This is a genomic window from Variovorax sp. GW821-FHT09B05 (assembly GCF_059418265.1).
This window is the reverse complement of the sequence record NZ_JBWKPN010000012.1, coordinates 121,690-134,219: the sequence shown is the minus strand read 5'-3', so window position 1 is coordinate 134,219 and position 12,530 is coordinate 121,690. Positions and strand designations below refer to the sequence as shown.

12 protein-coding genes are annotated in these 12,530 nt (G+C 71.2%); 3 read left to right on the top strand and 9 right to left on the bottom strand.

Annotated elements, in window-relative coordinates; genetic code table 11:
• Positions 1–13 precede the first annotated feature (13 nt).
• Positions 14–1,078 (bottom strand): porin, encoded by a 1,065-nt coding sequence (locus AC07RM_RS28060; protein ID WP_495336637.1) that lies wholly within the window; start codon positions 1,076–1,078, stop codon positions 14–16.
• Between the two features lie 270 nt (positions 1,079–1,348).
• On the opposite strand from AC07RM_RS28060, the gene AC07RM_RS28055 reads away from it, so the two are divergent.
• Positions 1,349–1,963 carry a Crp/Fnr family transcriptional regulator gene (locus tag AC07RM_RS28055; RefSeq protein ID WP_256222739.1) on the top strand — a complete coding sequence of 205 codons (615 nt, stop codon included), beginning with the start codon at positions 1,349–1,351 and terminating at the stop codon, positions 1,961–1,963.
• A 1-nt stretch (position 1,964) separates the two neighbouring features.
• Here AC07RM_RS28055 and AC07RM_RS28050 read toward each other — a convergent pair whose 3' ends face one another.
• Genes AC07RM_RS28050 through AC07RM_RS28020 form a run of 7 tightly spaced genes read right to left on the bottom strand, consistent with a single transcriptional unit; the run spans position 1,965 to position 8,517 of the window.
• Positions 1,965–2,591, bottom strand: a complete 627-nt coding sequence (locus tag AC07RM_RS28050) for a YdeI/OmpD-associated family protein (RefSeq protein ID WP_495336636.1) — start codon at positions 2,589–2,591, stop codon at positions 1,965–1,967.
• Complete coding sequence (locus AC07RM_RS28045; protein ID WP_093348006.1) at positions 2,588–3,544, bottom strand: phosphatidate cytidylyltransferase; 957 nt, start codon at positions 3,542–3,544, stop codon at positions 2,588–2,590. The genes AC07RM_RS28050 and AC07RM_RS28045 overlap by 4 nt, the downstream gene beginning before the upstream one ends.
• Positions 3,541–4,218, bottom strand: coding sequence for a lysophospholipid acyltransferase family protein (locus AC07RM_RS28040; protein WP_495336710.1), 678 nt, complete (start codon positions 4,216–4,218; stop codon positions 3,541–3,543). The genes AC07RM_RS28045 and AC07RM_RS28040 overlap by 4 nt, the downstream gene beginning before the upstream one ends.
• A 44-nt stretch (positions 4,219–4,262) precedes the next feature.
• The gene (locus AC07RM_RS28035) at positions 4,263–4,703 is read right to left on the bottom strand and encodes a hypothetical protein (protein WP_093347998.1); all 441 of its coding nucleotides are present in this window, start codon (positions 4,701–4,703) and stop codon (positions 4,263–4,265) included.
• Positions 4,696–6,060, bottom strand: a complete 1,365-nt coding sequence (locus AC07RM_RS28030; RefSeq protein WP_495336634.1) for a phosphatase PAP2/dual specificity phosphatase family protein — start codon at positions 6,058–6,060, stop codon at positions 4,696–4,698. The genes AC07RM_RS28035 and AC07RM_RS28030 overlap by 8 nt, the downstream gene beginning before the upstream one ends.
• Positions 6,061–6,076: 16 nt before the next feature.
• Positions 6,077–7,876, bottom strand: a complete 1,800-nt coding sequence (locus AC07RM_RS28025) for a bifunctional alpha/beta hydrolase/class I SAM-dependent methyltransferase (protein WP_495336633.1) — start codon at positions 7,874–7,876, stop codon at positions 6,077–6,079.
• Positions 7,873–8,517 (bottom strand): CDP-alcohol phosphatidyltransferase family protein, encoded by a 645-nt coding sequence (locus AC07RM_RS28020; RefSeq protein WP_490877496.1) that lies wholly within the window; start codon positions 8,515–8,517, stop codon positions 7,873–7,875. The genes AC07RM_RS28025 and AC07RM_RS28020 overlap by 4 nt, the downstream gene beginning before the upstream one ends.
• A gap of 180 nt (positions 8,518–8,697) precedes the next feature.
• Here AC07RM_RS28020 and ruvB point away from each other — a divergent pair, with 180 nt between their 5' ends.
• Both ruvB and dmeF read left to right on the top strand, forming a co-directional pair.
• Complete coding sequence (gene ruvB / locus AC07RM_RS28015; protein WP_208513869.1) at positions 8,698–9,762, top strand: Holliday junction branch migration DNA helicase RuvB; 1,065 nt, start codon at positions 8,698–8,700, stop codon at positions 9,760–9,762.
• 13 nt (positions 9,763–9,775) lie between these two features.
• Positions 9,776–10,744 (top strand): CDF family Co(II)/Ni(II) efflux transporter DmeF, encoded by a 969-nt coding sequence (dmeF, locus tag AC07RM_RS28010; protein ID WP_495323041.1) that lies wholly within the window; start codon positions 9,776–9,778, stop codon positions 10,742–10,744.
• A gap of 21 nt (positions 10,745–10,765) precedes the next feature.
• On the opposite strand, the gene AC07RM_RS28005 is transcribed toward dmeF, so the two are convergent.
• Positions 10,766–12,508 carry a lysoplasmalogenase family protein gene (locus AC07RM_RS28005; protein WP_495336632.1) on the bottom strand — a complete coding sequence of 581 codons (1,743 nt, stop codon included), beginning with the start codon at positions 12,506–12,508 and terminating at the stop codon, positions 10,766–10,768.
• Positions 12,509–12,530: the final 22 nt, after the last annotated feature.

The window sequence follows — 12,530 nt, the reverse complement described above, 5'->3', positions numbered from 1 at the left end:
GCGACGAGGGGTTTCAGAAGTTGTGGCGGATGCCGGTCGCGAGCACGCGCACGCCGTTGCCGCTGTCGGGCGCGACCGCGACCGTGGCGAGCGTGGCCGAGGCGCCATGCCGGTTGAGCAGCCGCAGCCAGCGCGCGTAGAGCACGGTGCGCTTGCTCAGGTAGTAGTCGTAGCCCAGGGTCCAGGCCAGCTGCGAACGCTCGCTCGCGTCCACCTTGCGCTGCATGGCCTCGAACATCAGGTTCGAGGCCGGCGTGATGTTGTAGGTGAGGCCGAGGCTCGCGAGCTTCGCGCTCGGCACGCCGGGCAGGCTCGAGCTGTTGCGCACGTAGTTGGCGTAGAGCTGCAGCCCGATCGCCTCCCAGTCGTAGGCCGCGCTCAGCGCCTGGTAGGTGCTGGTGCTCGGCTCGGCCACGGGCGCGGCGGCCGAACCCGAGCGCGCGCGCTGGAAGGCATAGCCCACGTAGTAGGGCTTGCGCCCCCAGCTGAGGCTGCCGCCGTAGAGGGTGCCGCTGCGGTGGTTCGCGGCGCTGGCCTCGCCGGGCGCATAGGCGATGTCGGCGTAGAAGTCGGCGATGGCCGGCGTGCGGTAGCGCACCATGTTGCTGGCGCGCGCCGCGAAGGGCAGCAGGCCGGGCTGCGCGTCGTTGGCGGCCACCAGGTTGATCGGCGAGAACACCGAGTTCACGCCATAGGGATCGGCCTTGAACAGCGTGTAGAACATCGGCGTGTACATGCGGCCCGCGTCGACCTGGCCCCAGGGCGTCGACAGGCCGACGAAGGACTGGCGCGTGAACGCGATCTCGGGACCAGCCAGCGTGCCCTTGCCGGTGTCGGGCGCGAAGCCGGCCTCGAGCGTGAAGTGCGCATCGAACCCGCCGCCCAGGTCCTCCGCGCCGCGAAAGCCGAGGCGCGACGCGGTCTGGCCGCCATCCTCGAGCCGCGTCGAGGAGCTCGGTCCCGACTTCGCATGGGCCAGGTAGAGGTCGGCGGTGCCGAAGATCGTCACGCTGCCCTGTGCGAGCGCGAGCGAGGAGGAGGCCGCGAGCGCGAGGCCCGCGGCGGCTGTCTTCTTCATGTCGTGTTGTCTCCGGTGGGGCTCGCCGCCCGTCGAGGGCGGCTGCCGCTTGCGTGCTTGTCGGTGTCCGGTGCTTACGATAGAAACGACCGCCCCCCGAATCTGTCAAAGCGTTGACAGATTCCCGAACATCGCCGCAGGGAGAACCCGCTGACCCGACCGCGCAAGACCACCGAACGAGAGGCCGAGGAGAACGCCGCGCTGCTCGAGCGCGCGCTGCGCTGGAACGAGCTGTTCTCGCGCTGGCCCGATGCGCGCCGCGCCGAGCTCATGAAGTCGGCGCGGCTCGAGCGCTACGGCCGCCGCACGCAGGTGCTGGCGCACGACCGCCATCGGCGCGAGCTGCTGGTGGTGGTGTCGGGCTGCCTCGAGATCAGCAGCATGAGCCCGAACGGCCGCAAGTACGTGAACGCGCTGCTCGGCCCGGGACAGGTGGCGCCGCTGGTGCGCCTGCTCGAGGAGGTGCCGCTGGCCTACGACTACCACGCGCACGAGGACTCGGTGATCGTGCACCTGCCGAGCGACGCGGTGCTGGCCGTGCTCGATGCCGAGCCGCTGCTGTGGCGCGACGTGGCCAAGCTGGGCCTGCAGCGCCAGCGGCTGAGCATCGTGCTGCTGCAGAACCAGATGCTCAACTCGATCCATGGCCGGGTGGCGGCCGCGCTGATGAACCTGGTGCACTTCTACAGCGGGCAGGGCGAGGACGGTGCGCCGCCGCTGGTGCGGCTGTCGCAGACCGACCTCGCGGCCATGCTCGGGCTGTCGCGCCAGACCGTCAACAAGGAGCTGGGGCGGCTGGTGGAGGAGGGCGCGATCGACATGCGCTACAAGCGCATCCGCATCGTCGACGCCGAACGGCTCGCGCGCATCGCGGCCGGCACCTGAATCAGGGGTGGATCTTCTCGCCCTTGGCGAGCATCTCGACGAACTGCGCGATGCGCCGCGCGCGGGTCTCGGGCTTCTTCGCGCTCTGGGTGCGGAACAGCACCGCGAAGCGATTGCGCGCATCGAGCGCGGCGAAGAATCTCGCGGCCTTCCTGTTGGCATCGAGCGCGGCCCGCAGGTCGGGCGGCACGGTCGCCACGCGCGAGGCCTCGTAGGCGGCCTCCCAGCGGCCGTCGGCCTTGGCGCGTTCGACCTCGGCCAGGCCACCCGGCTGCATGCGGCCTTCCTCGATCAGCTGCAGTGCCTTGGCGCGGTTGATCTGCGACCAGGTGCTGCGCTTGGTGCGCGGCGTGTAGCGCTGCAGGAAATGCGTGTCGCTGTCGCTCTTGCGCTGGCCGTCGATCCAGCCATGGCACAGCGCGAGATCGAGCGCCTGCGCGGTATCGACCGAGACGATGCCGCTGGCCTTCTTCGCGAGCCGCAGCCAGACGCCGGCGTGGCTCGCATGATGGCGTTCGTACCAGCGCGCGAGCGCGTCGGCGTCGGCGCATTCGACCGGCGTGTCGTCGACGATGCGTTCGGCCGTGGCGGCCGCCTTCTTCGCCGGAGCTTTCTTTGCTGCCGTCACGGAACCCACCAGTAGCGCAGCGCGTGGAAGAAGATCGGCGCCGCGAAGATCACCGAGTCGAGCCGGTCGAGCATGCCGCCATGGCCCTCGATCATCGACCCCCAGTCCTTCACGCCGCGGTCGCGCTTGATGGCCGACATCACGAGACCGCCGAAGAAGCCCATCAGGCAGATGGTCAGCGACATCAGCGCGGCCTGCCAGGGGTTGAAGGGCGTGGCCCACGACAGCGCGGCGCCCAGCGCGGTGGCGCTCGCGATGCCGCCGATCAGGCCCTCCCAGGTCTTCGAGGGCGAGAGCTCGGGCGCCACCTTGCGCTTGCCGAACAGCTTGCCCCAGATGTACTGCAGCACGTCGCTGCCCTGCACCACGATCACGAGGAAGGCGATCAGCAGCAGGTTGCGGCCCTCGAAGCCCGGGATCTGCAGGGTGAGCAGCGCCGGCACGTGGCTGATGCAGAACACGCAGATCATCAGGCCCCACTGGATCTTCGAGGTGCGCTCGAGGAAGCGCTGCGTGTCGCCGCCCACGGCCGCGAGGATCGGCAGCACCAGGAAGGCATAGACCGGGATGAAGATCGAATAGAGGCCGTACCAGTCGATCCAGACCAGGAAGTACTGCACCGGCAGGCCGATGTAGAAGGCGGCCGCGATCGCGTGGTGGTCGCCGCGCCGGGTGTAGGCCAGACTGATGAACTCGCGCAGCGCGTAGAACGAGATCAGGTAGAACAGCACGATCACGCCGCCCTTGCCGAAGGCGAAGGCGAGGCCGATCGCCGCCACCATCACCCACCAGGCATTGACGCGCGCGTTGAGGTTGTCGATCACCGAATGCGGCTGGCCGTGCGCCACGCGCCACTTGAGCACGGCGCCGATGCCCGAGGCCAGCAGCAGCACGCCGAGCACGCCGCCGAACAGCTGAAGGGTGGTCTGCGCGAAGGGCGAGAGCTCGATCATGCGGCACTCCCGGAGGCCGCCTTGGGCTTGTCGTCGAGGCGGTCGTACTCGGGCCGCAGGTCGAGCATGGCGGTGCGCGCACGCGCCAGGAAGCCGGCCTTGTCCTCGCCCTCGGCCAGCACGATCGGCGTGCCGAAGCGCACCGTGCAGGCCAGCGGGATCGGCACCAGCGTGCCCTTGGGCAGCACGCGCTTGAGGTTCTCGATCCACACCGGCACCAGCCGCACGTTGGGGCAGGCGCGCGCGAGGTGGAACAGCCCGCTCTTGAGCGGCAGCAGGATCTCGTCGCCGGTGTTGCGCGTGCCCTCGGGGAACATGATCAGCGAGTCGCCGGCCTCGAGTGCGGCCTTCATCTGCTCGACCGGGTTGTCGCCCTGGCCCGAGCCGTCGCGCCGGATCATCAGCGCGTTGAACACGTCGGCGCCGATGAACTGGCGCAGCTTCGAGGCCATCCAGTAGTCCAGCCCCGCCACCGGCCGCGTGAGCGCGCGCAGGTCGGGTGGCAGCGTGGCCCACAGCAGCACGAAGTCGCCATGGCTGGTGTGGTTGGCGAAGTAGAGCGTCTGCTCGGCCTTGGGGCTGGTGCCCGACCAGATGGCGCGCACGCCGGTCAGGAGACCCGCGGCGCCGATGATCAGCTTGCCCGCGACCACGGCGAGCGCGCGGCGCACGATGCCGCTGTCGGGGCGCTTTTCTTCTGGGGGAGGAGAGACGTCGTTCAAGTGAGGTCCTGTGTCATGAGGGCGAGCAGGAACATCGCGCTCTGGCAGGCGACCACGATGGCGTGGCGCTGCAGCAGCTGGCGGGTGCCCTGCGCGCGGTCGGCCAGCGGCCGCGCGGCGGAAGATGCGTCGTCGGCGCGCAGCCCGAGCCGGGCCAGCGCCTGGTCGAGCGCTTCGAGCGAGGCGATGGTGCCGCGCGCGAGGTCGTCGAACAGCGCCTGGTCGAGCCGCAGCCGGAACGCGAAATAGCGCTCGAGCACGCCGAGGATGGCGACGGCGCCGAAGGCCATGCTCGGCGTGGTGGGCAGCGAGCGCAAGGTGAGCGCGAGCACGAGTGCCGCGATCGCGCTGAGCGCGAAACCCCAGAGGGCCAGCACGCCGGCCGCGCGCAGCAGGCCGGCGAGCGCGGCGCAGGTGGCGCGGTCGGTGTCATTCATGGGGCGCTGCTCCGGTGGTGACGGTGGGGGCGCCGAGCGGCGCGAGCGCGGCGAACCAGGCCGGCCGCAGCACGATCTGCGGCCGCGCGCGGCGCACCGCGGCCTCGGCCGTCGCCAGCCCGTCGGCGGCACTGGCCACGCCGTGCGTGCCGAGCCAGGCGATGGTCGCGGCCGCGCTGCGCGAGAAGCCGAGCGCGCAGCAGACCCAGACCGGGCCGCCGCGCGCGGCGCGCCGCTGGCCCTCGATCACCGCGGCCGCGCGCCGCAGCCGCTGCGAGGGCGGCACCACGAGGTCGAGCAGCGGCACGCAGCGCGCGCCGGCGGCATCGCTTGGCACCTGCAGCTCGGCACACAAGCTCACCAGCCGCGGCCGGCCCGCGGCCTGCCATTCGGCCGGTGTGGGCAGGCGGCCGAGCCAGAGCCCGGGCACCACCTCCGCCGCGGGCGGCAGTCCGCGCGTCCACAGCCGCGCATTGAGCGCCGCGCCGAGGCGGTAGGGCGCGAACAGCCAGCGCGCGGCCCAGCCCATGCGGCCCTGGCCGTCCATCTGGAAGCCGCGCGCGCCGAAGCCCGCGTAGTTGAGCGCCACCAGCGCCAGCGAGGCCGCGGGCCAGGCCAGCCACAGCGCCCAGCCGCCGCCCCACAGCGCGAGCGCGAGGCAGGCCAGCGCGCCCAGCGCATAGCAGGCCGCGAGCTTCCAGCGCTGCGGATCGCGTGCGAGCCGCCAGGCGCGCGGCAGCGAGACCGTGCGCTGCAGCGGCCACAGCCAGATGCAGACCAGGCCCAGCAGCGCGCCGGTCGGGATGTCGATGAAATGGTGCTGCCAGGTGGTCAGCACCGAGGCGCAGATCGCGAAGGCCCACAGGTGCAGCACGAGGCGCGCCCAGCGCGGCCGGATGAACTGCCGATACCAGTCCCACAGGATCACCGCCAGCGCGATGTGCAGCGAGGGCGCCTGGTTGTAGGGCTGGTCGAAGCCGCGCAGCGCCGCGAACAGGAAGGCCGGCGCGCCCTCGACCGCGGGCTGGCCGAAGCTGAAGTGCAGCGGCCAGATCACGAAGCAGCTGCAGGCGATCAGCGTGGCGCTGACCAGCCGCGCGCCGTGGCGGTCGAGCGTGTGGCGGTCGCGCGCGAGGAACAGCGACAGCGCGTAGAAGACGTTGATGGTCCAGTAGGGAAAGATGGTCCAGGGCCAGAACGGCACCTGGCGTTCCCACGCGAAGGCCATCGAGGGCACCTGCGCGCGCGTGGTGGCCCACCAGTTGGCGAGGCCGTAGGTCAGGTAGAACAGCGGCCCCAGCAGCACCAGCCAGCCGGCGGCACGCTTCCAGGGTCTTGCCGCGAACCAGGCGCGCATGGCGTTGCGGGCCCGCTCAGTGCTCGGTGCGCCGGGCCAGCGAGACGGTGAAGATGCCCCACTCGTCGCTGCGCTGGTCGATCTTGCGGAAACCCGCCTCCTCCACCAGCTGGTCCATCTCGACCTGCGTGCGGCGGCGCATCACCCAGGCCTCGCCCTGGCGGTGGCTGGTGAGCGCGCGCGCGATCATCTCGAGCTGCGGATGCCAGGGCTGGCCGGTGTAGACCAGCCAGCCGCCGTCCTCCACCGCGTCGCCCACGCCCGCGAGCGAGCGCCGCACCATCTCGTTGTCGGGGAACAGCTCGTACAGCCCCGACACCACCGCCAGCGTGGGCCGCGGCGTGACGCTCGCGAGGCTCATGCGGTCGAAGGCGTCGGCCTGCACGAACTGGGCGACGTCCTCCAGCCCCTTCTCGGCGATCAGCGCGCGGCCGTCGCGCACGTTGATCTCGCTGTAGTCGCGCAGCAGGATCGAGCTGGCCTTGACCGGGCTCGCGAGCACCGCGTCGAGCACGTAGCGGCCATGGCCGGCCGCGATGTCCATCAGCCGCACCTCGCGGTGCATTTCGGCCAGCCGTTCCATCGCGATGCGCAGCAGCTCCTCGACGTGGATCTTGCGCTGCCGGATGCCGCGCCAGCCGATGGCCTCGAGGTAGTTGCGGTCGATGGCGCGGCCCATGGCGCCCTTGCCCTGCGCGACGTTGCGGTAGACGTAGTCGAGCGTGCTGCCCGAGTCGAAGCCGGTGTCGTGGCCCAGCTTCACGCCCTCGGACAGGCCGCCGCCGAAGCGCAGCCCGGCGCGCGTGAGCGACCAGTAGAGGCCGCGCGGCGACAGCGCCGGCAGCGGCGCGGCCAGCGCGCGCGATTCCTCGGCGGTCTCGCCCTCGAGGTGCGCGCCGCGGCGGTCCACCGGCGCGGGCGCCTCGTCGAACAGGCGCAGCACGAATTCGCGGATGGCCTGCACCGCGGGTGCGCGGTCCTTCTCGCCCAGCGTGTCGTGGAAGAAGCCCGGCAGCACCGTCTTGGTCTTGACCGCGCTGCCCAGCCGTTCGAAGAACTGGTGCTGCGGCTTGTGGTGCACCACCCAGTCGGCGCCCGAGATCAACAGCTGCACCGGCAGCGTGATCGCGTTCGCATCGGCCACTACGCGCTCGGCCGCCTCGTACAGGCCGAGCAGGATGTTGACCGCGATCGGTCGCGTGATCAGCGGATCGCTCTCGTAGCTCGCGATGCGCGCCGGGTCGTGCGTGAGGAACTTGGCCTTGACGTAGCTGTTGACGAAGAACAGGCCGCGCAGCTTGTGCATCAGCGCCAGGCCCGGCCGCGCGAACGGCACGTAGAGCTTGACCTTGAAGGCCGGCGAGGCCAGCGTGAGGCCGCGCACCTTGGGCGCGTAGTCGTGGGCCCAGGTCGCGACCAGCACCGCGCCCACGCTCTGCGCGATCACGTGGATGTCGTGCTCGGCCACGCCGTGCGCGCCGACGATGTGCTGCACGAAGGTCTGCACGTCGCGCACCGAGGTGCCGAAGCTGGGGCTGTAGCCGCGCTGGCCCGGCGAGCGGCCGTGGCCGCGCGCGTCCCAGGCGAAGACGTCGAAATCGGGCAGGTCGAGCTCGTCGACCAGGTGCGCCATGCGCGCGCCGTGCTCGTGGCCGCGGTGGAACAGCACGATGGCGCCGCGCCGCGCGGGGCCGGTGGCCGGCCAGTGGCGGTAGAACAGCGATTCGCCGTCGTGGGTGCGGAACTGGCGCTCGGCCAGCGGCCGTTGCGTGAGGGGAGACGGCGAGGCGCCGGTGTCGGTGGTGTTGTCGTTCATTGAATCCCTGTTGTTTGTTTTGGCGTGGTGCCGTCCGCGGCCTCGGCTTCGGCGAGCGCGCGGCGCACGCGGTTGACCACGGTCCAGGCCACCAGCAGCGCCAGCAGCGGCATCAGCAGCGCGGTCCAGCCCGGCAGCGGGCCGCCGAGCGCCACGTAGAGGCCGAGCGCGCCGAACACGAAGGCACGGTCGCTCTTGCCGAGCGGCCCATCGTAGCGGCGCGAGGCACCGACCGTGGGGCCGAGCGCGCCGGCGAATTCGCTGAGCCCGGCCAGCACGATCACGGTGCCGACCCAGAACGGGCTGAAGGGCTGCACCAGCACGAAGGGCAGGTACAGCGCGGCATCGGAGACCACGTCGGTGAGTTCGTTGAGGAAGGCGCCGAGCCGGCTTTGCTGGTGGTGCTCGCGCGCCAGCATGCCGTCGATGGCATTGAAGGCCATGCGCAGGAACATCCAGGCCGGGATCAGCCCGAAGGCCGCGAGCGAGGGCGCGGCCAGGTAGAGCCACAGCCCGATGGCCACCGAGACCACGCAGGCGCTCAGCGTGACCTGGTTGGCGGTGACGCCCCGTGCATGCAGTCCGACCACGAGCGGCCGAAGCAGGGCCTGGAAACGCGGCTTCAGTTCGTAGATCGACACTGTCGTGATCCCCTCTTCATTCTGGTCGGGGCATTCTGCCAGTGCAGGCGAGCGCTCCTGTAGGCGCAGGTCCCGCCTGCAAAAGCCCGCGAAAACCCGCGAAAGGCCCTCGTGGCGCCGGGGCCGCGGGCCGTCCGCGGCGGCGATGCAGCCACTAAACTCGCCGCACCCCCCGCGCCCATGACCATCCAGACCGACGACTTCGCCCCCGCCCCGCAACGCGTGGTGTCCGCCGCGCCCGCCTCGCCCAACGAGGAGGCGATCGAACGGGCCCTGCGCCCCAAGCTGCTCGACGAGTACGTCGGCCAGGCCAAGGTGCGCGAGCAGCTCGAGATCTTCATCGGCGCCGCGCGCAAGCGCCGCGAGGCGCTCGACCACGTGCTGCTGTTCGGCCCGCCGGGCCTGGGCAAGACCACGCTGTCGCACATCATCGCGGCCGAGCTCGGCGTGAACCTGCGCCAGACCTCGGGCCCGGTGCTCGAGAAGCCCAAGGACCTGGCGGCGCTCTTGACCAACCTCGAGCCCAACGACGTGCTGTTCATCGACGAGATCCACCGGCTCAGTCCGGTGGTCGAGGAAATCCTCTACCCGGCGCTCGAGGACTACCAGATCGACATCATGATCGGCGAGGGCCCGGCCGCGCGCAGCATCAAGCTCGACCTGCAGCCCTTCACGCTGGTGGGCGCCACCACGCGCGCGGGCATGCTCACCAATCCGCTGCGCGACCGCTTCGGCATCGTCGCGCGGCTGGAGTTCTACACGCCCGAGGAACTGGCGCTGATCGTGCGCCGCAGCGCCGGCCTGCTCAAGGTCGAGACCGACGAGACCGGCGGCTTCGAGATCGCGCGCCGCTCGCGCGGCACGCCGCGCATCGCCAACCGGCTGCTGCGCCGCGTGCGCGATTACGCCGAGGTCAAGGGCGACGGCCGCATCACCGAGGAGATCGCGCACAAGGCGCTGGCCATGCTCGACGTCGACCCGCAGGGCTTCGACCTGATGGACCGCAAGCTGCTCGAGGCCGTGGTGCACCGCTTCGACGGCGGCCCGGTGGGACTCGACAACGTCGCGGCCAGCATCGGCGAGGAGCGCGACACCATCGAGGACGTGATCGAGCCCTACCTGATCCAGCAGGGCTACCTGCAGCGCACGCCGCGCGGGCGCATCGCCACGCTGGCCGCCTACCGCCACCTCGGCGTGACGCCGCCGTCGAGCCGCGCCGAGGGCCAGGACCTGTTCGGCAGCTGAGAGACTTTTCACCATGCACACCCATGACCTGAGCGCGTGGCAGCACGAGCACCACTTCGGCAGCGACAACGAACGCGCCGAGCGCAGCACGCGGCTCGTGATGTGGATCACCGCCGCGATGATGGCGATCGAGATCGGCGCCGGCTGGTGGTTCAACTCGATGGCGCTGCTGGCCGACGGGTGGCACATGAGCTCGCACGCGCTGGCCATCGGCCTCAGCGCCTTCGCCTATGCGGCCGCGCGGCGCTATGCGCGCGACCCGCGCTTCGCCTTCGGCACCTGGAAGATCGAGGTGCTCGGCGGCTTCGCGAGCGCGCTGGTGCTGCTGGGCATCGCGGCGCTGATGGTGGTGGGCTCGCTCGAGCGGCTGTGGTCGCCCTCGGCGATCCACTATCCCGAGGCGATCTCGGTGGCGGTGCTGGGACTGGTGGTCAACCTGGTCTGCGCGCGGCTGCTGGGCGGGGCGCATCACCACCCTGGCCACGACCACGGGCATGCGCACGACCACGATCACGACCATCACCACGCGCACGGCGAGCATGGCCACGACCTGAACCTGCGCTCGGCCTACATCCATGTCGTGGCCGATGCCGCGACCTCGGTGCTCGCGATCGCGGCGCTGCTGGGCGGCTGGTTCTACGGCTGGGCCTGGCTCGACCCGGCGATGGGCATCGTCGGCGCGGTGCTGGTCGCGGTCTGGGCGAAGGGGCTGCTGAAGGAAACCGGCAAGGTGCTGCTCGACCGCGAGATGGACCACCCGGTGGCCGAGGAGATCCGCGAGGGCATCGAGGCCGGCCTGGCCGATTCGCTCACGCGCGTGGCCGACCTGCACGTGTGGCGGGTGGGCCGCGAGGCCTATGCCTGCGCGCTCACGGTGGTCACCCATTCGGCCACGCTGACGGCCGACCAGGTGCGGGCCTGCTTCTCGATGCACGAGGAGATCCGGCACTCGACGGTCGAGATCCAGCGCTGCCACGACTGACGCGACCGCTGGCGCACGGCGTCAGCCCGGCGGCCGCGCGTGCCGCACGATCAGCGTCTGCGCCACGTAGTAGGTCGCGAGCACCCACAGCTGCGCCAGCGGCAGCGGCGCCACGAAGCGGTTGGTCGCGAGCAGCGCATCGCTCAGCATGAAGCAGCAGGCGCCCGCCGCCACCCAGCCCGCGCCCCATCCAGCCGTTGTGTCGCGCAGCACGAAGGCCCGGCCCAGCGCCTGGGCCGCCATGCAGGCGATCACCAGCACGTAGAGCGCGACCGGGATGCGCAGCGCGGCCGGCAGCCCGCCCTGCCACAGGAAGGCGTACATCGCCGCGCCGATCGCCAGCGTGACCGCCAGCGCCGCGGGCCGCGGGAAGAAGCCCACGCCGATGCGGAACACGCCGATGTAGGCCAGGTGCGCGAGCAGGAAGCACACGAGGCCGGGCACGAACAGCGAGGCCGGGCCCATCAGCAGCACGTCGCCCGCGAGCGAGCCGACCAGGCCCGCGACCAGCAGCAGGTCGAAGCGCGTCATGCCGCCGGGCCGCGCCAGCGCGCGCCGCGTGGCGATGAAGACCGCGATGGCGAGCGCCAGCGGCTTGGTCGCGTGGTGCAGCAATGGCAGGCCGAGCGCGGCGCTCGCGGTCGCCAGCGCGGCGGCTTCCACCAGCAGGGCCTCGGCGATCGAGAGCCGCCCCTGCAGCACGCCGCCGATGGCCCACAGCGCGGCGGTGAGCGCGGCCAGCCACACGCTCGAGCGCGAGAGCGGCATGCCGTCGGAGAACCAGAGGAACACCGCCACGGCCGCGAGCAGCAGCAGGAACTGCACGCCCGCGAACCACTGCACGCCGCGGCCCACTTCGGGCTCGTAGCGCCGCACCTGCGCGATGTCGAAGGCCGGCTTCGGAAAGCGCGCCGCCACGTCGGCCGGCCGCCAGCCCGGCGGCTTGAGCCACACGCGCAGCTTGTCTCCCCAGCTGCGCGCGTGCCACGAATCCTTGGCCAGGCCCCAGTAGACCTCGGCGTTGGCCCACAGCGGGTCCCAGCTCGCGAGCGGGCTGCGCGTGCCGTAGACGCAGCGCTCGTCCTCTTCCTTGAAGCTGCCGAACAGCCGGTCCCAGACGATCAGGATGCCGCCGTAATTGCGGTCGAGGTAGCGGTCGTTGACCGCGTGGTGCACGCGGTGGTTCGAGGGCGAGCAGAACCAGCGGTCGAACCAGCCGAGCTTGCCGACCTGCTCGGTGTGGACCCAGAACTGGTAGAGCAGGTCGACCAGCGACACCACGGCGAACACCAGCGGCGGCACGCCCGCGGCCGCCATCGGCAGGTAGAAGATCCAGCCCAGCAGCGCGCCGCTCGAAGTCTGGCGCAGCGCGGTCGAGAGGTTGTAGTGCTGGCTCTGGTGGTGCACCACGTGCGCGGCCCACAGCACGGCCGACTCGTGGCCCATGCGGTGCAGCCAGTAGTAGCAGAAGTCGTAGAACACCAGCGCCAGCAGCCAGCCGTACCAGGTGGTCCAGAAGTCGGTGTCGGGGAACAGCGCCACGGCCGAGTACACCGCGGTGTAGATGCCGATGCGCAGCAGCCCGGTGAGCACCGCGCTGATCTGGCTCAGCATGCCCAGGCCGATGCTGTTGACCGCGTCGGCGAGGCGGTAGGTGTCCTGCCCCGTGCCGCGGCGCGCGCGCACGCGGCCGACCGCGAACTCGATCGCGATCAGCAGGAAGAAGACGGGGGTCGCGAGGACGATGATCTGGCCAGGGCGCATCGCGCGATTGTGGGCCGCGCGC